At 57.4% G+C, this 25,489-nt stretch carries 29 protein-coding genes; 4 read left to right on the top strand and 25 right to left on the bottom strand.

The annotated features are described in order from the left end of the window. The first annotated feature begins 359 nt into the window (after positions 1 to 359). Positions 360 to 746: a TIGR03067 domain-containing protein gene (locus AB7933_RS16320; RefSeq protein ID WP_024075299.1), complete on the top strand. Its 387-nt coding sequence runs from the start codon at positions 360 to 362 to the stop codon at positions 744 to 746. Positions 747 to 884: 138 nt separating this feature from the next. Here the strand turns inward: AB7933_RS16320 and AB7933_RS16315 are convergent, their stop codons facing one another. After that, a complete protein-coding gene (locus AB7933_RS16315; protein WP_024075298.1) occupies positions 885 to 1,697 on the bottom strand; it encodes a class I SAM-dependent methyltransferase in 813 nt (270 codons plus the stop codon). 155 nt (positions 1,698 to 1,852) lie between these two features. Between AB7933_RS16315 and AB7933_RS16310 the strand changes: the two genes are divergently transcribed. The 3 genes from AB7933_RS16310 to AB7933_RS16300 all read left to right on the top strand — a co-directional run bounded on the left by AB7933_RS16310 (position 1,853) and on the right by AB7933_RS16300 (position 4,542). Continuing rightward, positions 1,853 to 3,091 carry an MFS transporter gene (locus AB7933_RS16310; RefSeq protein WP_024075297.1) on the top strand — a complete coding sequence of 413 codons (1,239 nt, stop codon included), beginning with the start codon at positions 1,853 to 1,855 and terminating at the stop codon, positions 3,089 to 3,091. A gap of 403 nt (positions 3,092 to 3,494) precedes the next feature. Beyond that, the gene (locus AB7933_RS16305; protein ID WP_017528106.1) at positions 3,495 to 3,704 is read left to right on the top strand and encodes a hypothetical protein; all 210 of its coding nucleotides are present in this window, start codon (positions 3,495 to 3,497) and stop codon (positions 3,702 to 3,704) included. 397 nt (positions 3,705 to 4,101) lie between these two features. Continuing rightward, positions 4,102 to 4,542: a VapA/VapB family virulence-associated protein gene (locus AB7933_RS16300; protein WP_024075295.1), complete on the top strand. Its 441-nt coding sequence runs from the start codon at positions 4,102 to 4,104 to the stop codon at positions 4,540 to 4,542. Between the two features lie 222 nt (positions 4,543 to 4,764). Here AB7933_RS16300 and AB7933_RS16295 read toward each other — a convergent pair whose 3' ends face one another. From AB7933_RS16295 to AB7933_RS16175, 24 genes are all read right to left on the bottom strand, one after another. Further along, positions 4,765 to 5,280, bottom strand: coding sequence for a lysis system i-spanin subunit Rz (locus AB7933_RS16295; protein WP_024075294.1), 516 nt, complete (start codon positions 5,278 to 5,280; stop codon positions 4,765 to 4,767). Then, positions 5,277 to 5,810 carry a glycoside hydrolase family 19 protein gene (locus AB7933_RS16290; RefSeq protein ID WP_024075293.1) on the bottom strand — a complete coding sequence of 178 codons (534 nt, stop codon included), beginning with the start codon at positions 5,808 to 5,810 and terminating at the stop codon, positions 5,277 to 5,279. Before AB7933_RS16290 ends, AB7933_RS16295 begins: the two co-directional genes overlap by 4 nt. A gap of 57 nt (positions 5,811 to 5,867) precedes the next feature. Further along, positions 5,868 to 6,119, bottom strand: coding sequence for a hypothetical protein (locus AB7933_RS16285; RefSeq protein ID WP_024075292.1), 252 nt, complete (start codon positions 6,117 to 6,119; stop codon positions 5,868 to 5,870). Further along, the gene (locus AB7933_RS16280) at positions 6,116 to 6,406 is read right to left on the bottom strand and encodes a hypothetical protein (RefSeq protein WP_102643054.1); all 291 of its coding nucleotides are present in this window, start codon (positions 6,404 to 6,406) and stop codon (positions 6,116 to 6,118) included. The genes AB7933_RS16285 and AB7933_RS16280 overlap by 4 nt, the downstream gene beginning before the upstream one ends. Then, positions 6,403 to 7,155, bottom strand: a complete 753-nt coding sequence (locus AB7933_RS16275; RefSeq protein WP_024075290.1) for a hypothetical protein — start codon at positions 7,153 to 7,155, stop codon at positions 6,403 to 6,405. Before AB7933_RS16275 ends, AB7933_RS16280 begins: the two co-directional genes overlap by 4 nt. A 62-nt stretch (positions 7,156 to 7,217) precedes the next feature. Further along, positions 7,218 to 7,874 (bottom strand): hypothetical protein, encoded by a 657-nt coding sequence (locus AB7933_RS16270; RefSeq protein ID WP_024075289.1) that lies wholly within the window; start codon positions 7,872 to 7,874, stop codon positions 7,218 to 7,220. A 334-nt stretch (positions 7,875 to 8,208) separates the two neighbouring features. Beyond that, positions 8,209 to 11,670 (bottom strand): host specificity protein J, encoded by a 3,462-nt coding sequence (locus tag AB7933_RS16265; protein ID WP_024075288.1) that lies wholly within the window; start codon positions 11,668 to 11,670, stop codon positions 8,209 to 8,211. A 58-nt stretch (positions 11,671 to 11,728) separates the two neighbouring features. After that, positions 11,729 to 12,310 carry a tail assembly protein gene (locus AB7933_RS16260; RefSeq protein ID WP_024075287.1) on the bottom strand — a complete coding sequence of 194 codons (582 nt, stop codon included), beginning with the start codon at positions 12,308 to 12,310 and terminating at the stop codon, positions 11,729 to 11,731. 53 nt (positions 12,311 to 12,363) lie between these two features. Next, on the bottom strand, positions 12,364 to 12,708 hold the full coding sequence (locus AB7933_RS16255; RefSeq protein WP_024075286.1) for a hypothetical protein: 345 nt from the start codon (positions 12,706 to 12,708) through the stop codon (positions 12,364 to 12,366). A 111-nt stretch (positions 12,709 to 12,819) separates the two neighbouring features. After that, complete coding sequence (locus AB7933_RS32500; protein ID WP_024075285.1) at positions 12,820 to 14,460, bottom strand: methyl-accepting chemotaxis protein; 1,641 nt, start codon at positions 14,458 to 14,460, stop codon at positions 12,820 to 12,822. A 272-nt stretch (positions 14,461 to 14,732) separates the two neighbouring features. After that, positions 14,733 to 15,581: a C40 family peptidase gene (locus AB7933_RS16240; RefSeq protein WP_024075284.1), complete on the bottom strand. Its 849-nt coding sequence runs from the start codon at positions 15,579 to 15,581 to the stop codon at positions 14,733 to 14,735. A 2-nt stretch (positions 15,582 to 15,583) separates the two neighbouring features. Continuing rightward, on the bottom strand, positions 15,584 to 16,336 hold the full coding sequence (locus tag AB7933_RS16235) for a phage minor tail protein L (RefSeq protein ID WP_024075283.1): 753 nt from the start codon (positions 16,334 to 16,336) through the stop codon (positions 15,584 to 15,586). An 11-nt stretch (positions 16,337 to 16,347) separates the two neighbouring features. Beyond that, a complete protein-coding gene (locus AB7933_RS16230; protein ID WP_024075282.1) occupies positions 16,348 to 16,686 on the bottom strand; it encodes a phage tail protein in 339 nt (112 codons plus the stop codon). After that, positions 16,686 to 20,027, bottom strand: a complete 3,342-nt coding sequence (locus tag AB7933_RS16225) for a phage tail tape measure protein (RefSeq protein WP_024075281.1) — start codon at positions 20,025 to 20,027, stop codon at positions 16,686 to 16,688. The genes AB7933_RS16230 and AB7933_RS16225 overlap by 1 nt, the downstream gene beginning before the upstream one ends. Further along, positions 20,024 to 20,293, bottom strand: a complete 270-nt coding sequence (locus AB7933_RS16220) for a DUF1799 domain-containing protein (RefSeq protein WP_024075280.1) — start codon at positions 20,291 to 20,293, stop codon at positions 20,024 to 20,026. Before AB7933_RS16220 ends, AB7933_RS16225 begins: the two co-directional genes overlap by 4 nt. 47 nt (positions 20,294 to 20,340) lie before the next feature. Further along, the gene (locus tag AB7933_RS16215) at positions 20,341 to 20,721 is read right to left on the bottom strand and encodes a phage tail assembly chaperone (RefSeq protein WP_024075279.1); all 381 of its coding nucleotides are present in this window, start codon (positions 20,719 to 20,721) and stop codon (positions 20,341 to 20,343) included. Positions 20,722 to 20,724: 3 nt separating this feature from the next. Then, on the bottom strand, positions 20,725 to 21,372 hold the full coding sequence (locus tag AB7933_RS16210; RefSeq protein WP_024075278.1) for a phage tail protein: 648 nt from the start codon (positions 21,370 to 21,372) through the stop codon (positions 20,725 to 20,727). Positions 21,373 to 21,557: 185 nt separating this feature from the next. Further along, on the bottom strand, positions 21,558 to 22,208 hold the full coding sequence (locus AB7933_RS16205) for a DUF2625 domain-containing protein (RefSeq protein WP_024075277.1): 651 nt from the start codon (positions 22,206 to 22,208) through the stop codon (positions 21,558 to 21,560). Between the two features lie 84 nt (positions 22,209 to 22,292). Continuing rightward, complete coding sequence (locus AB7933_RS16200) at positions 22,293 to 22,712, bottom strand: phage tail terminator-like protein (protein WP_024075276.1); 420 nt, start codon at positions 22,710 to 22,712, stop codon at positions 22,293 to 22,295. Continuing rightward, positions 22,709 to 23,344 carry a hypothetical protein gene (locus AB7933_RS16195; RefSeq protein WP_041161196.1) on the bottom strand — a complete coding sequence of 212 codons (636 nt, stop codon included), beginning with the start codon at positions 23,342 to 23,344 and terminating at the stop codon, positions 22,709 to 22,711. Before AB7933_RS16195 ends, AB7933_RS16200 begins: the two co-directional genes overlap by 4 nt. 22 nt (positions 23,345 to 23,366) lie before the next feature. After that, positions 23,367 to 23,759 (bottom strand): hypothetical protein, encoded by a 393-nt coding sequence (locus AB7933_RS16190; RefSeq protein ID WP_024075274.1) that lies wholly within the window; start codon positions 23,757 to 23,759, stop codon positions 23,367 to 23,369. A gap of 2 nt (positions 23,760 to 23,761) precedes the next feature. Then, positions 23,762 to 24,139 carry a hypothetical protein gene (locus tag AB7933_RS16185; protein WP_024075273.1) on the bottom strand — a complete coding sequence of 126 codons (378 nt, stop codon included), beginning with the start codon at positions 24,137 to 24,139 and terminating at the stop codon, positions 23,762 to 23,764. A gap of 10 nt (positions 24,140 to 24,149) precedes the next feature. After that, positions 24,150 to 24,455 carry a HeH/LEM domain-containing protein gene (locus AB7933_RS16180; RefSeq protein ID WP_024075272.1) on the bottom strand — a complete coding sequence of 102 codons (306 nt, stop codon included), beginning with the start codon at positions 24,453 to 24,455 and terminating at the stop codon, positions 24,150 to 24,152. Between the two features lie 54 nt (positions 24,456 to 24,509). Next, positions 24,510 to 25,487: a major capsid protein gene (locus AB7933_RS16175; protein ID WP_024075271.1), complete on the bottom strand. Its 978-nt coding sequence runs from the start codon at positions 25,485 to 25,487 to the stop codon at positions 24,510 to 24,512. Between the last annotated feature and the right edge of the window lie 2 nt (positions 25,488 to 25,489).

Below are 25,489 nucleotides of genomic sequence, written 5' to 3'. Positions count from 1 at the left end.
AGGTTATATCCAGCGCCCAACAACATAGACCTGAATAAAAGCTGGATAACAGGGGGGCGACGTCCCGGACACTCAAGGAGCTCTCTAGCGATTCGGACCACTTGGCTGAAAAAGCCTACATAAGCCAAAGAAGATTTCATTCCGGTTACGTAGAAGCCGTGACAGGTTAAAAAGCCCGGTCGGTCCTTTACGAGATGTTGCCCGCTGCCAGATAAAATAACGCTAATTGCTTGGCTATATAATGAAAAACATAAAAAAAGCATAAAAACAGATCCATCCTACATCTGATAGCGTCTCAGGTGAGTTAACGCCGTCCCCAAGACCGCCTGCAATTAGCCCTTCAACAAAAAGGAATTTGTATGTCATCCATTTCAGACCCGGACTACCAAGCCCTTCAAGGTGCCTGGGAGCAAACTTCGCTCGAAGACAGTGGCGTGCTTAACCCGGTGGATGCCCATAGCGCGCCTGGTGCTATGACCACCATTACAGGCGACCAGTTCACCGTGACTACCACCACTGGAGCAATATTACTGGCTGGCCGATTCTTCCTGGACAGCAGCGCAGTGCCCAAGCGCATTACCTGGGTGGACGCCATGGGCGAAGATGCGGGTAAGCAACTGCCTGCGAGCTACCGCCTCGAAGGGGATGATTTTGTGTTCATTGCCGCAGATGAAGGCATGCCCAGGCCAACCGTCTTCAGTACTGGCCCAGGTCAGACAATGAGGACCTTTGTACGCCGGCGGTAAGCGTATACACCGTGCAAACTTGCGACCGCATTTTCACGAAGCGTTCACTTCGCGGTCTATAGAGTGAAACCTACCTACTCCAGTGAATCCCTTAGCCCGCCTCTACGTGCGGGCTTTTTTTGCGTGCCGAAAAGGTCGTTATACGCAGCGCTTGGTCGCTGTCAGGGTAAAGCACAAGGGCAATTGCGCCGGCTGATCCTCATACTGATCGTAGAGTTCCTCGCGATTGCAATGCGGGTATTCCTGCAAGTGGCCGATCTGCAGACCCGCCGCAATCGCTCCGTTGACCAGGCTGCCCAGGGTATGCACGAACCAATAGGAGGTTGGACCGGTAGTTTCAGCCAGCCCTTCGTACACGATGGATTCCTGCAGCACAAAGGGCTCACGCTGAAAATAGGCGCTGGCGGGCCGCAGCGGGTCGCTCGCCCGCGGGTCGAACACCTCGAGGAACGGATGGGTTTCATACATCACCAGGGTGCCACCCGGTTTCAAGGTACTGGCAACGTGCCGCATGAACAACGCCACATCGGGCATCCAGCCCAGTACACCGATCGTCACTAAGGCGACATCGAAGCGTTCGTGCAAGCGCTCGGGTAGTTGATGGATATCGGTTTCGATGAATTCGGGGCAATGGGGCGACACGGCGGCCAGCTCTTCGGCCTGTTGCAGGAAGGCCCGGGATTGATCGACCCCGACGACCGAGCGCGCGCCCAGGCCGAACAGCGACAGGCTTTCGCGGCCGTTGTTACAACACAGCTGCACCACATCCTTGCCCTCTACGCCGACCGCTTGCAGCAGCGCGGTGATGGTCGGGTCCAGGCACGAAAACCTCGGGTTGACCACTGCGCCCAACAGCGCTTTCCAAGTCGGCGTGTCTTTGTGCAGCCTGGCGGATGCATCCCAGGCGTCCTTATTGCTGGCAATTGCTTGTTGAGCCGAGGGCATGTCCATTGCATCTCCTAAGAATCAGTGCGGCAAGCTTGGGAAAATAAGCCAATTGCCTGTCAGATAAAACCCTATGCGCAGGGGAAACTTCCCGGCAAGCCCGAAGGTCATTAAGCCAACGGGTGTCCAGTCCTTGAACACCGCTCCTCGAAGATCGCACCGTGGCCCATCACAACGACCTGCGCACCACCTTGTCCCTGGACAGCCTGAATTTCTTCCTGGCCGATGTGCGTGACGGCCTGGGACCGTACCTGGCGATTTACTTGTTGGCCGTGCACCAATGGGACCCGGCCAGCATTGGCGTGGTCATGACCCTGGCCGGGATCGCCGCCTTGATCACCCAAGGCCCGGCAGGCGCGCTGATCGATCGCACTCGCAGCAAACGCGCGGTGATCGCGGTTGCGGCGCTATTGGTCACCGCCAGTTGCCTGATGCTGCCCTTTGTCAGTTCGTTCAGCCTGGTGGCGCTGACCCAGGCCGCCAGCGCCGTTGCAGCCTCGGTGTTTGCCCCGGCGATCTCCGCGATTTCCCTCGGCATCACCGGGCCACGGGCCTTTACCCGCCGCACCGGACGTAATGAAACCTTCAACCACGCCGGCAATGCCGTGGCTGCGCTGCTGGCCGGTGGCCTCGCCTATCTGTTCGGGCCGGTGGTGGTGTTCTACCTGATGGCGTTTATGGCGGTCGCCAGTATCGTCGCGGTCAGTTGCGTGTCGGCCAAGACGATCGACCATGAGGTCGCCCGGGGCTTCGATCCTGCCCATCACACCGCGCATGAGCAGCCTTCCGGCGTGGCCGTTTTGCTGGCCAACCGGCCGTTGCTGCTGTTCGCGATCTGCTGCGCGCTGTTTCACTTGGCCAATGCGGCCATGCTGCCACTGGTCAGCCAGAAGCTGTCGCAGATCAACTTGCACATGGCCACGCCACTGACCTCGGCCTGCATCGTCGCCGCACAACTGGTAATGGTGCCGATGGCCTGGCTGGTGGGCGCCAAGGCCGACCTGTGGGGGCGCAAACCGCTGCTGCTGATCGGTTTCATGATTCTGCCGTTGCGGGGCGTGCTGTATACCTTGTCCAACGATCCCTATTGGCTGGTCGCGGTGCAGATGCTCGACGGCATCGGCGCGGGCATTTTCGGCGCGCTGTTCCCGGTCATCGTCAAGGACCTGACCCAGGGCACCGGGCGTTTCAACGTCAGCCTGGGCGCGCTGTCCACTGTGTTTGGCCTGGGGGCGGCATTGAGCAACAGCCTGGCCGGTTTCGTGGTGCAACAAGCCGGCTATAACGCCGCGTTCCTGACCCTGGCCGGTGTTGCCGCCGCGGCCTTGGCGCTGTTGTGGCTGGCCATGCCGGAGACGCTGGAAAAACCATCTTTCGCGTGCCATACAACTGTCGCCTGACATATGCGACAATGCGCGCCAAATTCCAACACACATCCCCCATTTTTTGCTCAGCGACCGGGTTTCGCGCCTTGATGTCGCTGTTGACGCATGCCTGGAGGCTCACGCCGCCACGCTCGCAACCCATTGATAGGTAAAGTAATTGATCTCCACAGCTAACATCACCATGCGGTATGAAACGCATTCTGATGATTACTGTTGATCAGTGTTTACTGAGCCAAGTCGTCATAGGTAATCAGCAATAAAGCACCGAAATGCACCCGTTGGTCCCAAGACTGGTCCCAACGGGCAAATTTCAGCTCATGCCGAAACTGCATAACCCCTCTCGCGGCGTCCTGCCGACCTAAATCAAATCCAAGATTACGACCCCTGCTAAGCTGTTCACTCCAAGGAGGAAACAGACATGCCGAATACAGACCTACTCCCTTCCCTACTCTCCAAGCTCTATGAAAATCAGCTTGCTCTGGAAGCATCCATCATGGAGTTATCGAACTGGGTTGAGCAGCGCGGCTCCGCAGATGTAGCCGAGAATATCCGGGGCGCTCTGCACACCATCGACGAGAATGAAGAGTTTATAAAACTGACCCTGGCAGTGCTCATGGCGCCGGAGTAAATCCTACAGCTCGTCGCTTCAAATCGCGTCACGTCAAAAGCTCGATAACTGTATGCACATGCAGTTATCGGAAATCAAACCATGCCCATCGATGAAGGCTCGGACGAGCATGACGGCTTCGTGATCATCACCGCCGACAGTGCTGCACCAAGTCGCCCCCTCCGAGTGGTTCAAGGTTGATTGTGCCGCGGGTAATGCGAGAGACACCATAACTTAATAATTAGAGCGGGGCTCAATTCAGCGCTTATAATTAAAGGCTTTTGACCAAATAACAAAATATTTTAACCCTTCAGTACTATAGGCGCCTTGTATCTGTACAACAATCATCTACGATCAAAAGGCACCAGACTTTCTGGCGATGAAAGGAATTTTTAAGTCTTGAAAAAGGAGATTCATCATGAGCGTAATCGCAAAACTCGACAGAGACATGATTGCAAGCGACTTTCATGAGGCAATGAAAAATGCTTACACAGACAAAAAACTTTTAGATGAGGCTGTAGAGGGAATAAAATCCACCACAGCAAAGTACCCAGCCCAAGGAACAATTGCCTCTTTCCTTTTTTATCAAATGATAACTGTAGACATTACAAACGGAAAAAAATTTAACGGAAAGTCCGGCGGAATAGCTTTTCCAGGAGGGGGCGGCTCGTGGGGCGACGTATATACAAATGACATAGATCGTCTATACCGTAACACTCACTCCTTCCAGTTCATAACCACTCCAGTTTACTTCACTGTAAATTTCTTTGATGGGAGCAGTAATTTCCTCGGAACCTTCCAAGCCGGCGCCCTTAGTACATCGACTGGCACAGGGGGCGGAACTGGTAGCTGGGAATAATTAGCCTAAGTAAAAATAGTAGAAGAAGCCCTTTCGAAAACTGACTAATTGAGAGGGCTTTTTAATCATTTCCAGATCAGGCTATATCAACTAACAACAAACCATAACCGCCGACTGAAATTCTCTTTCACTATCCCCTATAGGAACTCAGCGCAGACGCGCCTCATCTGGAGGTCGATCGATATGCTCCTCTGACATCCTTCCGACTAAATAAAATCCCTATCAATTCACTTCCCTCACATAGGCCTGGCACGCCCGCAGCGCGATCACGGCGTTATCCCCGTCGTCGGTGATTGCGATAATTCGTTGAGCATGCGCTGGGTCAAGTTGGGCTCGACGGGCTGCATGAACCACGCCGACGGCGCCGGGGGTGGCAGGCACGTTGCAGCCACTGGCTGAGTCCGTGGCGTCGAGAAGGACTGACAGCCGCACATCAGCAGTGGCAAGGCGATCGCGCAGAGCAGCCTGGTTACGTTGGGCATCGGAGAGTTCTCGAGTATGTTGTTGATCAGCTTCAGCCACGGTTTTCTCCATGGCCAAGCGCTTGCCCTGCTCGGCGCGCACCTGGGCGGCGGCGGCATTGCTGATGGCGGCCAGGTCATCCTTATGCAGGCCGGCCTGCTCCGCGAGCTTCTTGCCCATGCGCCAGTCCTGCACCTGCCAGGTGACGCCGGCGGCGGTGGCCATCAGCACCAGGATCAGCACCACCAGACCGACCAGCTTCTGCACCGGCGTCATGCCAGCACCTTCAGCGCCTGGTCGTACAGCGCCTGGCGATCATCCTGACCGGTGAGCCCACCATTGATGCGCCGGGTGATCTTCACGAACTCGCCCCGATCCGCCAGGGTGTTCAACCCACGGGTAGACCAGAACCAGGCCGCCGACATCGCGGCGTACTGCGGCTGCTCGAGCAGCTCGGGCCGATTGATCAGGTCAAGGCCCAGGGCCTCGCCGCACGCCGCGTAGTTCGCCCGGCCGGTGATCTGGATAAGACCCCGGCCACGGTACTTGGAGCCGTCGCCCTTCACCGTGTTGCCCAGATCGGCACGGCCTTCGTACGTAAGCTGCTGCGCAGTGGGGCCCCAGATCTCGCGCACGTAGCGCAACTGGCCGGACTCGTGCCCGATCTGGGCGATGAAAGCGGCAACCCGGAGTGAGCCGACAATGCCGTAACGGTTCATGGCTGTGTTCAGGGCAGGAACAAAAATGCCGGCTTGGCGGCCGGCGTTCGGGAGGATCTGCAGTAACTGCTGCTCAGTGATAGGCATGCTTTTCTCCAGGCAAAAAAATACCCGCTCATGGCGGGCCTCGGTGCTGATTTGGCTTCAGGCATCTAAGGCTTCGGCGCTCACCGGCAGCGGGAATCGGGCCTTGATCGCCGCAACCGATGCAAGCCATGCACTGTAGTCAGGCTCAAGCCCCTGGCTCAGGGCGTCGTAGTCTGCCTCCAGGCGCAACGGATCAGACTCTGAAAGGTAGGCTGTCCGGCGATTGCTCAGCACAGCATCAAGATCGATCTGGGCTTTATCGGCCAGCAATTGATCTACGGTCTTCATCTTGCTGAAATCAATATTCATTTGGGCAGACTCACGTTGCCATCAGGCGGGCTGACTATGTCGAGGGGGAAGTTGGCAGAGTCAGTGGCCTCTGGGCCGCACGGCAGCAGAAGCGTGATGATGAGTTCGCCGTTGAGTCGGGTGACATCACCTACAACGAAGTCGCAATCTACTGCCGAGCCCGGCAGCACCGCCCCTTCTGGAAGTGCACGAAAGTCGAAGCGCTCTCCGTTAATTGTTAAAACATCGCTGCGCTTGCTCAAAACAAGAACGTCATCACGTCGCTGCGGACATAGCTTTATGATCATTGGAACCACCTGCCGATTGATACATATGAGAGCATGTAGCTTTGAGTTACATCAGCCTTTAACTGCGTGTAACCACCGCTGCCCGAAGTTGCCACTGAGCTTACCCTTGTAATGTTCACGTTATCGTTGCTTAAAGGGAATTCCATGGTTGTGGTCATGCTCGGTTTTGACGAGAAAACCGCAGGAAAATTGTAAGGAGCAACGGCAGTAACATTGGCCGTTGCAGCTAAGGATATTGCGGTCCGCCAACAGATCATAGTTCCATCAGCAAACTTAGTATATTCGCCGTTTGAGTTCGAGCCACGTTCGATTATCGATCCGGTCGGCGCGCCCCCGGACTGTGATACCGTCCCGACCATTACGGAGGAGGACAGCTTGACCGCAGTGCCAGTTGCATTGCCATTTCCTCCTTTTTCTATCGGTAAGATCTCATAGTTGCCTGTTGTACCAAGTGCAGCGAGCTTGATGCCAAACTGGTTTACCAAGCTATTGAAGGCATCTGACAGAAGCTTGTCATAGCCCTGCACCGGCATGATTGAGTAAGCGGCGCCGGTAACTGTAGGCCCTTTATATGCTGGCAGGATCGAAATCACCGTGGTGCTGGCAACGTTGGCAACCTCATAGGTTGCGCCATCAGGCCCGACGAATGAATCACCATTTCTGCAACTCGCTGCAAAATCCAGGTTCGCCCCTATAACGGTGTTACTCCCGTTTTGAACTGATACCGTTCCAGCCCTCTGCCAAACCATATTTTTCTCCAGATTTTAAAAAAAGAACAATGCGGCTATGGAAAACAGCCTCCAATTAGATCCTATGAAATAGGTTTAGCGAAGGCTACAGGCGTATATAGCGCTGTTAGAATATCAACCCCAACAACTTGCATGACTAACCTATTATTTGCGTAATCCCACACAGCATACATATTTCCTTGTCGAGATGTCCCTCCCGCCACATCCATTGCGACATTATTCAGAAGCATATAGTCGCCAGTATCAAGCGGGGTGTAAGCTGTCCAACTTAGCCTAGATGTTCCTTGCCCGGTAGGGGACGACCCAAGATAAGACCATCCAGTAATTGTTCTGGTAAATTGAGCGCAAGGAGTCCCATTATCAAACAAAAGCTTCGCTGCACCATCCCACACCCTAAAACCGTATGTTGCGGTTGGAGAAGATTGAAAAGCCGCGCAAAACCACTTACCTGACGAAGATTCACCCACAATACCTCTAAATGAAAAACCGGTCCAAGCACCGGCCGACCCATTAACAAGACAAAAGCACATTGTGCAAGACTGGGAAGGGCGCACAAATACTAGTGGCGGCTCAGATGAATTTATAACAGAAGGAAATGAAACGCTAACCCCACTTCCTCCATTAACCCAACTGCCTTTGTACAAAACGACAAGCCTTGAAAATTCAGAGTCAAGTACGACAACGTCGCTATTATTTGAAAACTGAATACCAAAAGACATTACCTGATCCTCATAACAAGAAGCCTCTGAGCACTTAGTCCAAGGGGGCCGGTATTCCTACCAGGATAACCGTAATACACCGTAACTCCATCAACAGATACAATCGGCGTGTACTGAATCGAGTAATTGCTTTGGGCGGATGTGTCATACGCGGCAATAGGAATGCAAATAGCAGAGTGCGTTGCGGGGTTAACACCTGGGATAGATATATATCGAGCTCTACCTGGTGCAGGTACGCCCGCCTGAACTATCTCGGAATGAACAACCCGAACCGTAAAGGAATTTTCATCGAGCTCAAGGAGGCCGGTCGGCCCCCAAACTCTCGCTCCGTAGCTCATGCGGACAAATCTCCCCACTGATAACGCTTAACGCCGTTCTCGTCGAAAACTTTGCCGCCTGCATTGTTGATAACCTGGCGTGCCTGACCAGCACCCAAAGCGCTATTGATCTCGAACGTTCCGTTGAAAAACAGCTTCCAACCACTGACGCCAGCCACATAGTTGTTGGACTGGATGTAGTTGCCGATCTTGGCGTTGGTGATTGACCCGTCCTCCAGGAAAGCCGAGCGGATAAAGGTCTGTCCACCAGATACCGAGAACGGCGACACCGGCACACCGTTCGCCAGGTTCAGCAGCATGAACGTGTCAGCCCTGACCACGAACTGCGACGACACTCCAGACGGATCTACCTGCAGGCCCAGGCCAAACGCTGCGGCGTACTTCTGGCCCCCGGCGGTGGTCTCCATCTTCACCGACCATAGGGTTTGCAACTGCCCGTTGGTGTTGGCCAGCGCGCTTGAGGTTTCCTGAATGGCAGACGTATTCTGGCCCACCGTTGCCTGCAAATGCGTAGTCTTGGTCGCCTCGGCCTCGATATCCGAAGCTCTAACCTTGGCTTCTTCGACGATCGCGGCCGTGTTGGCCCATCCCTTCAATGCGTCTGCCTTCGCCCCACTACCACTGTCATCGCGCGTAGAAGCACGAAGAGCGTTGGTGGTGCTGGCCTGGGCTGAAACCACGCCGTCAAGTTCAGTGATGTCTGCGGTATTCGTTGCGACCTGCTGCGCCAGGCCATTGGCCGTCTCCACCGATTGCCCTACATCCAACCAGTACGTGGCGTTGGGCGGCGGGTTGCTGACCGGCACCTCCTGCTTCGCCTGGTAGATGCGATCGCCAGCCACCACCATCTGACCTTGCAGGTACACCTGCGTAGGCACGTACGCCCCAAGACTATCGAGGCCGTCGATCTGATCCTGCAAACCATCCAGTTCGCTGATCAGGTCCTGGCCCAACTCGGTCTTGCTGATCTTTCCAGCGAGCATTTCCAGGATCGGGCCAGCGTCTGCACTGGCTTGCCCCATCACGCCGTTGTCTACGGGATAGAACGGGCCGATGTTGCCGGTCCGGTCCACCAGACGCGCCCAGAAGAAGAACTGCGCGCCAGCCTGAAGCGCCTGCATGCTGTAATCCGCCTGGGGGTGCGCCAGGTCAGCTAACTTGGTTGCCACCGACAAGTCATTGGCCTGGCCATACCACAACTCAGTGCGCTGGGTGTCCTCCGACCCTGGTGGGAAGCCCCATTTGATGCCGATGCCGAAAAGTTCGCTGGTAGTGGTCAGGAACGCCACCGCCGGCGGCAATCCGACCTTTCCTTCCAGGTTGGTCAGGTTGGAGCTTTTCCAGACCGAAGAGATCTCGAAGGCGCTCACCGAACGCACCCGGGCTAGGTAGGCGCCCGAGTAAATGCCGGTGACGTCAACGCTTGTCGCGCCCGTGCGCTGCAGCTTGATCCAGTTGCCGCTGTCCTTGCGCCATTCCACGTCATACGCGACAGCGCCAGCCACAGCAGGCCAGGAGATGTTCATGGTGCTGATAGCCAGGCCCTGATCCACGGAGTAGTTCGACGTGATATCGACGCTCGCCGGGGCAGGAACGACGGTGATCGGCACAACGCTGATTGGGCGCGCCTCCAGTCGCGCCCCGGTGTCGATGTGATCGAACTTGCTCGGGTCGTACTGCACGGCCGATATTTCAAACACGCCAGGCTCCGGCCGCGCGACGCTGACCACGCGATAAAGCGGGATAGCCAGGTCGTCAGCATCCAGCGCCCACACCAGTTCGCGCTCAGGCGCAACGGAGTATTCAACGGTTACAGTGACTTGCCGGCCACTGACCTGCTGTACGGTACGGCCCTCACACTTGCCGTCGGGCAGGTTGAGGATAAGCCGGTCGCCGGGCTTGGCTTGGGTGTCGCGGTCCAGGGTGATGACCTTCCCGTTCACCGCAGCAATGCGCCCGCCCACCGGCCGACCGGCCAGGAGTTCGTCGGCGATCGGGATCACGTAGCCAGGCAGCGGGATGCGCCCGTCGAGGCCGACCTTGAAATTGACGGCACGGTCTTTGGAGTTGGTGAGCAGCGCCCACTTGCCTCGGCGCTGGGCCTCGGATTCTCGGGTGCAGCCGATGGCGCTGATTTCCAGCGGGTTGTCGCCGTAGCGGCGCTGAAGCTTGGCATCCGTAACGGCAGTGACGTCGGTGTCGTAATTGTTCAGCGGGTTGTCGTAGCTGATCAACGCGCGAGTGTACCGGGTGCGCTCCGACGCGCTCGAGTAGGTGAACTTGCCGTCGATCACGTTCGCCCGGGTGTAGGCGAAGTCGAAGTCGGTAGCCCGCGGCATATCCGCCAGCGTGAATACCTGGCCCTGGGCCCAGTAGGTCATGCCCCGGTAAATCGCCGAGATATCGCGCAGCAGCGACCAGGCGTCAGCCTTGCTCTGCAGGTTCAAGTTGCAGAGGAAGCGCGGTTCAATGCCGCCCTTCCCGTCCGGAACCAGCTGGTCGCAATACTGCGAGATGCGGTAGAGCTCCCACTTGTCCACCATCCACGGCTTGATGCGGCGGCCCAAGCCGAAACGGTCGTTCGTGGTGATGCCGTAAGTATGCCAAACGGGGTTGTCGGTCCAGGCCTCTTTGAATGTTCCGTCCCAGACGCCTGCATAAGTGCGTGACCTGGTGTCGTAGTTGCTCGGCACCTGCCACTTGCGGCCATCGCAATCAATCGTCACCGCAGGAATGCTACGGAACTGCTCGGCAGAAAACTCGATGTAAAGCAGCGCGGTGTTCGGGTATCGAATCTTCGCGTCGATCACCTCGGTGAAGCCGGCAATCTGCATGGTGTCGGAGATTTTGTTGTTGTTCTGGTTGGCCGTCAGTCGAGTGATGCGCAGCAGCCACCCGGTTGTCGCGCGCGCCAGATTGATGCGTCGGGTTCGCTCGTACAGGCTGGTGGTCTTGCCGGACACGGCCTCGTTCAAAACCTCCTGGTACGTGCCCCCATCCGTCGCTAGTTCGACTTTATACCCGATCGCGTAACCGTTGATGTTGCCGCCGGAGTCCACCGATTGGAGCGCAGGCCAGGCAAAGCGCACACGTACAGCCGATAGCTGGGTATTGGTGATCGCTCGAACCCAGGGCGTGCCGCTGCGCAGCTCGGTGCTGATGGTTGTTTCATTCTCAACCGATGGGATGCCCTGGATATAGGACTGGTCGACAGCCCCGCTGCGCCACTCCCATTTCACGTTCGGGAAGTTCATGTTCCCCTGCGGGTCTTGCAGCGGCGTATTGTCGAGGAAGATGTCCTTGGCGGTAGGTGCACCATCAAACTCGCCCTCACCTACGGCAATAAGCATTTTCGCAATGGCGACGGAACGCAGGCTGTCTGGTGCCTCGGTTGGAGTTTTAGGCTTCTCGGAACCGCCCTTGGCGCCATAAACATCGATCTTGCGTGCTGCGCCCATGCTTTTCTCCAGGCATAAAAAACCGCCTCTTGGGCGGCTTCAGTTTTTCGGGTATTGGCTACATCTGATCTTCGGCGTAAATGGCGGCACTGATGATCGCGCCACCCCAGCGCCGGCGGCCTGCACATAGCGAGACAGGATTGCCGGAGGCCGTTGTGTTCTTGGCGCTACCGAAGGCGTAGCCGGGGGTGTTCTCTGGTGCTGCGCTGGTCTTTAGGCCGCCGGCCTGGGGGCTGAGCATTTGGATTACACCGCCGGCAGCGAGTGCAATGCCCGGAGCAGCAAGAGCTTGAAAACCTGGGATGAAAGAAACGGCGATCAAGATCACGCCGACGATCGTTTGAAGAAGGCCCGCTCTCTTGCTGCCAGTAATGATTGGGGCGATGCGAATCGTTTCCGTCCCTGCGTAATCCAGCTCTTTAGCGCCAAGGTTCTTCGATCCGCGAAACACAGCAAACTCGATGCCCCGCGACTTGGCGTTTGAGATGAACCTTTCCAAACCTGGAATCTGTACACAGAGAGCCTTAATCGCTTCTGCTGGTGAGCGCACAGACAGCCGGAATGACCTTCCAAACCGCCGTAGCTGGCCGTAGAGGACGACGGTGGTAAGCGGTTGGTATTCAATTTTCAGCGCGGCCATATTTACTCCAGGCGTAAAAAAACCGCCCGGAGGCGGCTTGTTTTTAATTTTACTCAGAGGCAGTTCCGGACTGCCTTCTCCATGTCACTTCTGCCCCATCCAGGACCCCATGCCAGTCGTTGAAACAGCTTCACCGAGCTGCCGCTTGAAACCTTGCGGATACTCAGCAGCTCATCTGTCATGTTGTTGCTTGCAGCAACAAGGCGGTATCCGTACTCAGTCTCTGACATCGTCACGTCGCTGCGCGCGTCCTGCCATTTGGGAAATACGCAGAGCGCGTACTTTTTTGGGTCTTTGGCAGAACTGGCGGCAATGCTCGGATCCTTCGACTCAAGATCCCCTGGCGATACACATCCCGCTAGCATCGCCACCGCTACCGCCGCTATCAAAATCCGCATGTCGTTCCCTCTTTGGTTTGGCGGGACTGTAGCACTGAGGGAGCGGATGCAAATAGCCCAGCACGGATAGCAATCGCAGCGAATACCACAGAGGGACAGCAACCTCATCGCTTAAACTTTGAATCGGCTGATCAGCACGCCAAACGACGTCGCCAGTCGCGACAGTTCGGAGCTCGAAGCATTGGTTTGATGTGCCCCGGCCGCTGTTTGCGTGGAGAGATCCTGAATATTGACCAGATTACGATCAACCTCACGTGCAACCTGAGCCTGTTCTTCAGCGGCACTTGCGATCACGAGGTTCTTTTCATTGATGATTGAAACACCCTCAGTGATGCGGTCAAGGGCCTGGCCAGCCTCAATTGACTGCGCCCGCGTATCGGCTGCCAGCTCTTTACTTTTATTCATCGCGAGGACCGCTTCTTCTGCCCCCGAACGAACCTGTTGCATCATCGACTCGATGTCCGCCGTCGACGCCTGGGTCCGATGGGCAAGTGCTCGGACTTCATCGGCTACAACCGCGAACCCGCGACCTTGCTCACCCGCCCTTGCTGCTTCGATGGCCGCGTTCAGGGCCAGTAGATTTGTCTGCTCCGCAATGGCCCTGATCACCTCAAGTACTTTTGTGATCTCGTTGACACGGGTTGCAAGCACTTCAACCTTGCCGGTTGAGTTTGAAATCTCATCAGCCATTGCCCCCACAGAGCTAACGGCTCTGCGCACTTGATCACGCCCTTGCACAGCACTATGACTGGTTTGCTCAGAGGCTTCAGAAGCGCCTGTCGCATTTCGGGCTACCTCTTCCACCGCCGCAGTCATTTCGTTCACTGCCGTCGCCGCTTGCTGAATCTCATCATTCTGTCGCGTTAGGCCGCGTGAGCTTTCCTCCGTGACGGCGTTAAGCTCTTCAGATGCAGAGGCCAGTTGGTCAGCAGCACTGCCAATCTCTTTGACCGTGGTCCGGAGGTTTTGCTGCATTTTGTCCAGCGCACTCAGCAGTACACTGACCTCATCTCGCCCACTAACTTCAATATGTTTAGAAAGGTCACCCTCCGCCACTTCCTCAGCGCTGCGTAGAGCCATGGAAAGCGGCCGCGTGATCGAGCGCGTGATGATCATCCCCAAAGTGATGGCGGCCAGGAAGGCTATCATTACCCCTATGCCCAATATCCAGTAAGCGCTCGTAGTAACGGCCTCTGCCGTATCTGCGATCTCACCGCTTTGGCGATAGTTGGATGCAACAATGACTTTAAGCTCTTCATTAATGGCTTTGAAGGCCGGCGAAACTTCCTGCTGGAATAGCTGCGTAGCGCCATCAAGGTCGCCCGCCGTCGCCAGTGCGATCACTTTATTCGCCCCCTGCACATAGGCAGGCCAGTCTTTTTCGAACTGATCACCTGCCACACGCTCGTCATCGGCGAGAGGTGTCTGGCGGTATTCCTTGAAAAGCCGATCAACTTCCTTTTGACCGTCGGACATGGATTGCACTGCGGCGTCAAATTTGCTCGACTCTGCTTTAGAGTATTTATACAGCAGGGCAGCATGTAGATCCCTGGAATACGAAAAAGCAAGCGCGCGTGCATTAGCCGTATTGTTAACAGATACAAGGTTATTGCTAACGATTTCGTTTATTGTTGCCTTTAGTGATTTTATGCCCGAGGCCCCTAATCCCCCTACTCCCAAGGTGATAATCGCACACACTACAAATGCAGAAATTAATCGCGTGGAAAGCTTGATGCTACGTAATGCGTCCATAGGTCCTCCGACGAACTCTCAACTGGCCGCCCCAAAAAAGCTTGAGGTCGTAACTGTATCTGACGAGACATTCATTACTTTAATTTTCATTAAACTCTCTCTCTTTATGAGCTTATGAATTATTGCCTTGCGAGTCTGAACCATAACTCCGCTATACAAAAATCAAGCTAATCAAGACACCTCAAATGAATACATTCGGCTCGATAGCGCACACATAAAGAAATATGACTTTGATATGAGTGTAAAAATAGGCGGCTGTTTCAAACAGAGACCTACCAGCAGAATGCCGGATTCAACGTCCAGTCGTTGCGACTGCTTGCTATTTTTCCAGCGCGCACCGCGGTCATGGGGGCGTAATGGTCTGGCTGTAGGTGACCTCTATACCTGAGGATCAGGCGTGTCCGGTCGTGCCATGGTCCGCCGTAGACGATGATCTCGGACGGCCTCCCGTACAGGTGGTGCAGCAGGAATGGGCCCTGGCCGAAAACACCTGACTCCTCACCAGGCAGCGACGGGTCTGTGCCAAGGTAAATTCCAGCGTGGTTAGGGTGAACAGTACGACCAACCTGCATAACGATCATATCCCCTCGCTGCGGTCGGTCGACGCGTACAAAACCAGCGGCCTCGTAGTTCTCCTCGTACAGGCTGGCGTTCTCCGCGCTTTCCCACCAGCCATCGGTGCGCGGGAAGGCTTCGAACTCCAGCCCCCACTCCCGCTGATACCAGTCAGCGCAGACCTGCCAACAGTCCCAGGCGCCGTGCACGAACGGGCGCTTGAGCAGCGGCGTGCTACCCGTGGGCGTGATCGTGCGCATGTCGCCCTCGGGCCACGACAAAATGTGCCAGGGCAAGGCAGTGGCCTCGCACATAGCCAGATCATGCGGTGACGGCCTGCTGGTGGCGTCCGGGTGCGAGTGAACGATGCCGATAACTTCGCCCACGTCTTCCGCCGAGGCGTAGTCCTCTGGATCCAGCCGGAACTCTTCGTTCGGTTCGGTGGCGATGTTTCGGCACGGGAAATACTTCTGCTTTCGACCGATGGCCAGCAGCAGGCCGCAACATTCTTTCGGATACTGGGCCGCCGCGTGCGCCTGGATGGCCGCGATGATGTGCTTGCGCATGGTCAGCTCCGGGCAATCAGGGATACGGCGGGGAATCCGCCGAAAGACAGTTCGTTGTTCTCGCCGAAGCGCAGCTTGCAGGACGACAGACAGCCCTTGCACTGGTCCAGGGCCGGGTCATCCGTGGGGTTGTCCTCATCGTCGAACATGGCGGCACCGGTGTAGCCGCAGTCAGGCCCGCGGTAGCCGTTGGTCATGGCCCAGTGACAGAACGTCGTCATCTGCCGGCCAGGCAGCCCGTGGTTATCGATCTCACCCGGGGAAGACAGCTCCCACACCACCGCCTCACCGTCTTCGCTGGTTTTCTGGTCGATGTACCAGATCTCCAGCGCTTCTTGAGTCGGGTCAGCAGTCGGGTTGCCCTCCGGAAAATTCGCCACATCCAGGTACTGGGCCAGCGTCTCACGGACCGTCAGCTTGAACTTGAGCATGTCCTCGAAGGCCAAGCACAGCGCGGTGACTCGGCCGTTGACGTTGCCGGCGGCGAATGTTGGCCGTGAGGCTGTGCCGTCGCTACTCGAGGAAATCCCCTCAATCTGTACCGGCCAGGCCGCGTACTCCTGGCCCTGCCAAATAATCGACTTGGCGGGCAGATCCTCTTCCGAGCCCTCATAGGCCAGCAATTCCTCTGGAGTGTGCGGGATGGCATGACCGTGGAAGCGCAGGTAATCGGCGCCGTATTCGGTACCGTCAATTTCGAACAGGCGAATCTCGCCGCCGGGCTCCAGTTTCTGGATGTCCGTGATCAGTGCCATGGTCGGTTATCTCAGGGATGAAAGGTTTGCTGGAATGTCGCGGTGATGGCGTAGACCTGGCCGCCACGGTGCACAGGCTTGTAGCCGTTGCACTTGTAGAGGCCAAGCTCACCCAGGGGCGGCTCCCAGAGGAAGCCCTTCGCCCCTTTGTGCCGGTCGAGGAACGCCATGATGTCCTTAATGCGCCCCTTCAAGCCCGTGAAGGTCACGGGCCAGGATTGCGACCGATTGTTGAGGCCATCCTCGACCGACTGCTCGTAGCCATCGCCAAATTGCTTGGAGCGGACGCGCTGGGTAATATCGCCCTCCGCGCCCTTCTCCGTCGCCCAGGTGAATCGTTCGATAGCCATCATCGCCCCTTAATTGCGTTGTTGATGACGCCGCCCTGGCGCATGTCCCTGCTCCGCAGTTCCTGGTACTTCTGCTCTACGAACGTCGCCAGCTCCTTGCCGAAGAGGTCATAGCCTGGCGCATCAGCCGTTGACGATGCGTTTCCGTCGCCGTCGATATGTACCTCGACATTGATCTGCGTTCCGCCAGCCCCGCCGCCGCCCATCGCCATGACGCCGAGCTTGCCGCTGGATGTCCTGGTCAATGGCATGATCGCCTCTTCACCAGCCTCACCCATGACGCCGGTTTTGCCATTGGCCATCCCGAAAGCCGTGGGCTTGCTGACGACGGAGTTGGTGAACGCGCCGCCGTCGGCGAACATCTGCACGCCGCCCGACCAGGCACCGCCCTTGGCTTGCGGGAAGTAGCTGCCCGAGTAGCCTCCGGCCGACGCGCCCAGATTTGACGATGCGGCCCCGGCAGACCCTGCCGCCAACCCGTTACCACCACCGCCCCCGAAGTAACTTAGGCCCGCTCCAAACAAGCTGCTCAACAGCGTCGAACTAGCCTGACGGGTTGCGATACGAGCCATGTCCGCGAGAACCGACTTGGCGAAGTCAGCAAAGGACAGCTTCCCAGTCATCGCAAAGTTGACCACTGCGTCTTCCATGGAGCTGAACGCGTTGCCGAACAGGGTTTTGGTCTGACCGGCGATATTACGTGCCGAATCCAGATAGTTTGCCCACGCTGATGTAGCACCATTTGTCCAGTCGCCCTGTGCCGCTTCGACATCCGCGTAGTTCTGCCGAATCTGGTCCGTTGCTGCCTTGTTCGCGTCTGCGAGCGCCTGGGATTTGCGCTTGAATTCCTCCTCCGACATATTCCGCGACGGGTCGGACTTCTGGTTGGCCAACTCCAGGGACTGCTGAGCAAACCGGTCTTGCTGGCTGTTCAGTTCACCGCTGAGCGCGTTCTGGCGGTCACCCTGGACCACGCCGAGTACGGCACGTTGCCCAGCGAGCTCTAGGGCTCGCTGCTGCTGCCCCAACGCCTGCACGTACGTGCTGATCGCCCGCTCCTGCTTTGCCAGGCGCCCGGTTTCGTTCGTAGCCAGCACTTCAAGCTGGCTGTCGGCATCCTTCTGCGCCTTGACCATGCCAGCACGCGCGTCGGCGACTTTTTGGTCCAGCTGGATGCTTTGCGCGGCCGAAGTGCTCTTCTTCCCCTTGGCGGCTTCAAGGGCGGCGATCTCGGCCTCGTAGGCAGCCGTTGTCTGGTCGAGCTGATTGCCGATCAGCGCCTGGCGCCTCAGCAGATAGTCTTCCTCTGACAGCAGCCCGGCCTTTTGAGCCGCTTCCAGCTCCTTCTGGTAGTTCTTGTAGGTGTCGGTGATCGCCGCCAGGTCGTTCTTGGCGTTGTTGAAACTGGTCAAATCGACCTGGGACCCGGCCGCTTTCGGGTCCTTGTTTTTATCCTGAAGGCCTTTCAACAGAATGTCGTACGCGCCACCGGAAAACTTTTTGCCGTCGTAGCTCACGCCATCAAGCAGTGGCGACTTCTGCCCTGCCTTTTCTGCATTCTCGTAAAGCGCTTTGAACTGGTTGTTAAGCTTTTCCAGCCCCGCTTTGCGCTTGTTCAGAGGGTTGACGTTGTCGAGTTGCGCATCCAGCGCTTTCTGAGCCTCGATTGCCTTCTGGTTTGCGTCGGCGTTTTCACCGGTGACGATTGCAAGGTTAGCGCTGGCAGTCTGCCTGGCCTTCAGGTCGGCAAGTTTCTTCTCAAGCGCCTCAGTTGAGTCGTCATGCTCACCGGTGCCTAGCCCAAGAGCCGAGTTCAAAGAACTCAGCCCGTTAGAGATAGCGCCCGCAACTCCGCCGCCCTTGCGGGTATCTAGAACGCGCTGGGTGATCTCGACCTGCTTGGCCAGGTCAGGGAATATCTCCGACCGGACTTCTGCGTACGCGCCTTTGATGGCGTTCTTGATCTTGTCCCAGTCGCGCTCTACATCAGATAACGACTCACGGTAGGTCTTCAGGCGCGTCAAGGCGGCCTGATTCAAATCTTCGCTGAGCGTATCCAGGGCACGCTGGCTCTCGCCCTGGTCATCCAGTCCCTTGATCACCTGGTACTGCTCGAGGGTGATCAATCCGTACTGACTGCTGATCTTGCTGGCGGCTTCAGTTGCTGTATCACCAGCGTTCGCAAAGGATTTGGCGAGTTCACCCGCCCCCTGACCGGTAACTTCACTAACTGCGGCTGCAGCTTCAGCCAGATTGCGCATCTGTGTACCGCTGGTGGCCGCGCCAGACGCAAGCGAAACAACGGCCTCTCGCGCACCAGACAGGTTCCCGGTGACACGCCCAGCGCCGTCGGCCATGTCCTTCAGGCTGGCGATGGTCTGCCCGGCACCATTCGTACCGCCATTGATAGCGGCATTGAACTCGCGCGCCTGCTTCATTGCATCGAAGTAGGCGTAGCCCAGCGAGCCGATTACAGCGACCAGTAGGCTGGCCGGAATCAGCATCCCTGCGAGGCTTTTCGCCGATTCACCGGCGCCAGCACCCAACTGAACGATCGCGCGTGCCCCACTGCCCAAATCGCCTGCCTGGATGGCGTTAGCCAGCTGCATGACGTTTTCTTGAGCTTGGCGGGTGCCGAGCTTCAGCTTGTCGAAGGCGCTAGCGGCTTCAGTCAGCCCCGCCCGGTCCTTCCCGATCTTAGCCAGAACCTCGTTGTAGCGCTCAGCGTCGATCTGACCAGCTTTATGCAAGTCGTTGAGCGCCTTCTCCTGAGCCTCAAGCTTCGCTAACTTGGCGGTCACCGGGTCAATCCCGTTGACGGTACGCTTCATCGCCTCAATCTGACGATTTTCCGCTTCGATCAGCTTCTGCTTCTGCGCCAGCTCTTTGGCTTCTGCCTTTTCAATCTTGTCGTAGGCCTTTCCCAGTTGGTCCTGGTACTTCGCCTGCTCTTCGATGGTGACCAAGCCGCCCTTTCGGGCCCGCTCCAGCAAGCCCTCTGCCTGAACCAACGACTCCATGCTCGAGATGTTGCCCGTCATCGCCTTGTCTAGTTGGCTGATGACACTGATTTCCGCTACTGCGCTGTCAGTTGCCTTGCGACTTGCTCCAGCTTGCCGATCCCTGGCTACGGTGGATTTATCGATGCTTTGCGCAACGTCCGCTTCTGCCTGGGAAACCTTTTTGCCGGTGTTGGCCAGGCCCTCACCTGTTTTGCCCAGCTCATCAATGGCCTTCTGGGCGCCTTCAGCTGAATCGACCAGCTTATCCAGATCGTCAGCAGCCTTTGCGGCCTGCGACGACTCGACCGCAATACCCAGGGAAGCGAAGTTGGTGCTCATTTGTTTTCTCTCTGTTCCGCCATCACCTGCAGGGCTTCAGCCTCCATACGGCGGAAGTCGCTGAATATGGCTTGTCGCTGGCTGATCGGTACGCCACACATCCGAATCACCCCGGAGAGAACGCTGTAGTCCATGCCTGTTGCGCCGCACGCGCCTGTGCGCCACTGGGTGCTCATGGCCTCGAAGACTTTGAAGGCGTCCCAGTTGTCGGGCCAGATGCCTACTTCCTTGTCAGGAATGTCTTGACGAGACAAACCGAAGGCCATCAGTTCTGCATCTGATGGCCCTGGCTCATACAGCGCGCGCGAGGCGCTTAGGAGTTTCCCAGGCGAGCTTCACTGAAGGCTTCTGCATAGGCATTCAGCACAGCCTTTGGGGCTGAGTTGATCGAGTTGACGAGGATGCGCACGTTTTCGGATGTAAATTTCTCTTCAATATCCCACCCGACCACCACCGCCAGGAGCTGATCAACCTGCAGGTCAATTTGAGCGGCAGTGAAAGCGTTGAGGTCCATGTCCCCAACCTGCTTGCTCAACTCGTCATGCCGCTCGTTCCAGGCGGTGTAAAGCTCTGCCAGTGCGGTACGGTCCAGATACTTGAACTCGAACTCCACCTTTTCGGCGCTGTAGCCCGCCCGCTGGATCATCACCGGCGCTTTGAAGGTCGGTTTCTGAATCAACTTGAACTTAGCCATGGGTTACACCGCAGCCGCGTAACGGGTTGGGCGGCCGGTCAGCGCCAGGCTGATAACACGGGTCATCAGGTTGTTACGGGACATGGTCGGGGTCGATGTGATGGACACGTAGCCGTTGTAGATAATGCTGCTACCGCCCGGCAGGTTCAGGCGAAGCAAGCGAGCCTGCTTGTCGTCGTCAGCAGCTTCACACACCGCCACGTAAGGCTTGGACGGATCATCAGCGACCGTGAAGGTCAGCGTGATCGGGTTTTTTGTGGTCGGCATCTGGCGATCATCATCGTCGGCCAGGAAGCCGAAGGTCAGGAACTGCTGATCACCACCACTGGAATTCATATCGGTGATCTGAGAGATCTCGGTGAAGGCTGTTACCTCGCGGACAGAGCCGATGCCCGAGCCGGCCGGGTATTGCTGAACGCTGGTGGTATTCACGCCCTCCAGGGCAAACGTGCCACTGGCGATTTCTCCAACTCGAACTCCGCGGCCATCGAGGCGCGTCCAGCCAGAATTGACGGCAATAATGTCACCCTCGGCCAGGCCGTGCGCCGCAGCAGTCGCGACGGCTGGATTGGCGTTGGTCAGAGCGGTGAATGGGATCGCCGTGCCGTAGATGGACGCGATCTCAAGAGTGGCGCCGTTGGGCATTTGCATGGGTGTTTCCTCTTTTCAGAAATGACAAAACCCGCACAGAGGCGGGTTCATTGGTAAACCGTAGGAGCGGTGGATGCCGATACAGCTGACTAGCTATTCTTCGTAAGGCAACATCCCGGAAGCTGAATGTTCTATGTTGGAGTAGCACTCATTGAGTGAAGGACGCAGGTGTCTCAATTTGTCCATCAATCTGGTTTGTCGAGTTTGGAAGCTAACTCGACGTTTATCTCAAACTGCTCACCGACATCGATCAGCGTGCGGCTGCTTTCGTTGATTGAGCCTTCCTTAGTCCAGAGAAACGGAAAGAATGAAAAGCACTGATCTGCTTTCAATCCCTGCAGGTCATGACGCCAGCCATCCCAGCGCAGGCCGTCATAAAAAGTAGCGAGCCGATCACTTAAGGCCCAACCCAAAAAGTCGGTATAACCAATATCCAACTGCTCCCACCGCAATGTATCGGGTGCCCAGTAATACATCGCTCCTACATCATCGCCCAGACCGCCGCCGTTGATGGAAAAGAACCCTCCAGCAGCATCGTCGGCGACCAGTAAATAACCATCGGCACGGCCCTTGTTCCAATCAACAAGATTTCGGGGCAATTGCGGATGGCCGGAGCCGATCAAGCGTAACCAGCCGTGATCAATGAGCAGACCACCAGTCTCGTAGGCTACCGCCCCCAGCGGAGATCTAGTTGTAATCTGCAGGCCGGAAAGAACACGAGCTCTATCAGTGGACGGAGGGAGCAACTGATAACTCAAGGCGGCTTCTCCCAACATTTTTTCAATGAGGGGTAGCGCGGGGTCTCGGCTGTCTATCAGGTCTTCCAAACTTGTCATCTGCCGGTCCTTGGGAAAAAGGAACCGATTATAGCCGCATAGGCAATATCGCGGATTGAGGCTCAGTGGGTACTAACAAACCAGCTATGATCCGGTATCTGCTCGATACTCGAAAGAGACCGGAACCATGTATGTCGCTGCGTCTGTGATCCCTGGCCCCTGCTCTACCGGCGACATGGTGACCACTGTGACGCCGCTCTTCATGTCTCGGGCATACAGCCGGAACAGACCAGTCAACTCGACCACAAGTGGGTTTGTCTTGGCCTTGCCGGTGCCGGCCGGGGCCACAATGCTGACCTGGTACACGCCGATGAACGCCCGATGGTCGCCAGCAAGAGTACTACTGGCGGTATCGCCTGGTAGCGCGAATGCTCGAATGTAGGTCTCGCCGTCCGCAGGGTCATACTGGATATTCTCAAACACGACCTTGATGGGCTCTGCCCGCGCCTTGCTCCAGGCAAGCAACTTGGCCTCGTAGATCGACGCGATAATGGCGTGGCTCATACCTGGTTGTTCCTTGTGGCTTCGTCGACGATCTGCTGGAAGCGGGCCAGAGTGATTCGGATCATCCCCCCGGGCGCTTGCTTGGAGTGCCCATATTCCAATGGAACGCCATAGGGTAGGTTGTTGACGATGTAGGCAGTTTGGCCGGCAGTGAGTGATTCCACCTGCAACTTCAGCTTGGCCAGCGTTACGCCGCCCGCCGGGTCGACCTGGTCAAGGGTGCCTTCTGCCGGCACGCCGATGGAAAACTGCCAGTTCCCGCGAAACCGCCCGCCCACGTAATCCTTGCCGGCCACCAGGCCGTTCACGTTGAAGTTCTGGTCGCGCTCAGTCTTGGTCAGGGGCTTGGCGTACTTCACCCCGCGCCGCAGTTTCCCAGCTTTGGTGAAGTTTGATTCGTTGAGGTTGATGATCGTGTTGCGCACCGCGACCTTGAAGTCGTAGTCATCGGCGGCCCGCTTGTTCGCCTGACGGAGAACGACGTTAGCAGCCCAGATCTCTGGATTGCCCACCGGTGACATGCGGATAACGCTGCTGCCGATCTCGATGACGATCTCGCGGATGGTTGCGTCAATACCAGCATGGGCGCGCTCGGCGAAATCGCGGATGTTCTCGGCAAAGCTGCCGTTCATGCTCGCGTATTTGTTCGCCACGTCACTTCCTCAGTTGCACCGTCCACGTAGCATCAGCAGGGTCCGCAGACACGTTCATCACCCGCAGACCGTTGACGATATCGCCGATGGCCGGGGCAGCCGGTACCGCCGTCGGCACACCGGCCTCCGACACGAAGAGTTCGTTTTGCAGCACCAGCAGCTTCTTGTCGGTGGTCTGGATGAGGGATCCGTCGATTTCCTTGGAAAGGTAACTGCCCTGAACACCGCGCCCCATGTAAGTGACGGTGGTGTCTGGAGTTTCACCTCCCAGGTCAGGGTCATACTCGCCCGCAACCTTGCGCAAGCCCGTCAACGGCTTGACCGCGTCGGCCAGGCCATCGGGGTCGTCGAACGCTTCAGCCAGTTCGGCCTGGATCTCTTCGCGCATGCCCATGATCAGATCCTTTTCAGCATCATCACGCCGGAGCGCGTGATCCACGGAGCCAACAGGGCCAGGGCGAAGTTCACGCCCGCCGACTGATCGGTAGAGCCTGCCACGTAGGTCTTGCTCACGGACGTACCGGACTGAGCCGATACTGTCTTGCTCTGCACTTCCTTCTGCGTGGTCGTGTACAGCTTGCCCGCCGCCGCCTCTTTGGCGACCTGGGCGCCGGCTGTTTTGATCTCGGCCGGAACCGGATCGGGAACAGCCCGCTTAATCTTGGCCGTGAGCCAGGCATTGGCCATGGTCACAGCAAGGACCGGATCACCGGTGCCGGCCCAGTCAGGACCGAGCTGGGCGTCAACATCGGCAACGGTGATGTAATCGGTCATGTGCTTGTCCTTATTCCGCCGGCACCAGGGCCTGCAGGTCTTCTTTCTTGGCGGACGGGTCGAAGGCAATGCCCTTCTCGGTCAGCCATTCTTTCAGCTCGGGGACCTTCATTTTCAGAGGGTCGGTTTCTTTGCTCTCTGGCTCCTTGCCGTCGGACACCTTGATGCCGGCCGCTTGGTAGGCGCCGTAGATGTCCGGGGCATCGCCATCGACCACCACCTCGGTAGCGGAGCCGATGACACCGAAGAATTCGCTGAGCAGGCGGTAGCACACGCCGCGTTCTTTGCCCGGCTTGTTCGTGTAGATCACTTTCATGGGTCACCTCAAAAGCATCCCGGCGCCATACGGCGCCAGGCTGTGTGGGCCGAATTACGGCGTGGTGGTACCGCTGATCACAGCGGCGAACGGAACCTGCTTGCGGCTGAACACGCGCTGCCAGTTCGCGGCAGCGGCGTACTGAGTCGCGGTTGGGCTGAGGTTCTGAGCCTCGGAACCCTTCCAGCTGAAGCCGGCAGGCTGGAGGATGTAGGTCTTCCGCTCCCACAGCACTTCGGCACCACCACCGTTACCGCCGCCAGGCTTACGCTCCAGCTCTACCGGCACCTTCGGCGTGCCTTCGCCGTAACCGAAAGCGCCCTGGCCGAAGAACACGGACAGGTACTTACCCGCGCCATACACCAGGGCATCGTCCATGAACACTGGCTTGCCGAGGTAGGTGGCCAGGATGATCTTGCCGTCGGAGTCACGCAGGTACTCGATGAGGTCCTGCTTGACCATCTGGTTCATCACCACCGAGTGCACGCCGATCGCGCCAAACTGGTCGGCAGCATCGCCGGCGGTGAAAGCAGCGTCCTGGAACGCGTTCGCACTGATGGTCGCCCCTGCGTCGATGACCATGTCACCGCCGTTGTTCGCGATGTTCGAGGCGATGATGCCGCGAGCCGCGCCCAGGGTGTAACGCTGCCACTGGCGAGTCCAGTAGGTGCCGAAGCGGTTGCGGATCTGCTGCTGAGGCTCGCTGTTCGCAAGTTCAGCGGTCAGGTCAGTAACGCCGTAGCCTTTGTTGAGATACAGAACCCGGGCACGCATGCTGTCCTGGGTGACCTTGCCGACTTCGCCCTGGTCGTTCGGGTCGTCGTTGCTGATGTTCGGGGCTTCATCAGCGTTGAGATCCTGCCAGTAGCTGATCTCGGCGGTGCCCTGGCTGCCGGAGGCGATCGCGTCCAGCACAGGCGAGCGGGTCACGATGCCCGACTCGTACACAGCGGTCTTTTCCGGGCTGTTGACCGGTGCCAGGGAGGCGTAATAGTCACCGACGAAGATGTCGGTCAGTTGGGTAGTTGGCATGA

Source organism: Pseudomonas gorinensis (assembly GCF_042015035.1).
In the GTDB taxonomy this organism is placed as follows: Bacteria; Pseudomonadota; Gammaproteobacteria; order Pseudomonadales; family Pseudomonadaceae; genus Aquipseudomonas; species Aquipseudomonas gorinensis.
Note: the sequence above shows the minus strand (reverse complement) of the source record. Positions and strands in the feature narration are given on the sequence as shown.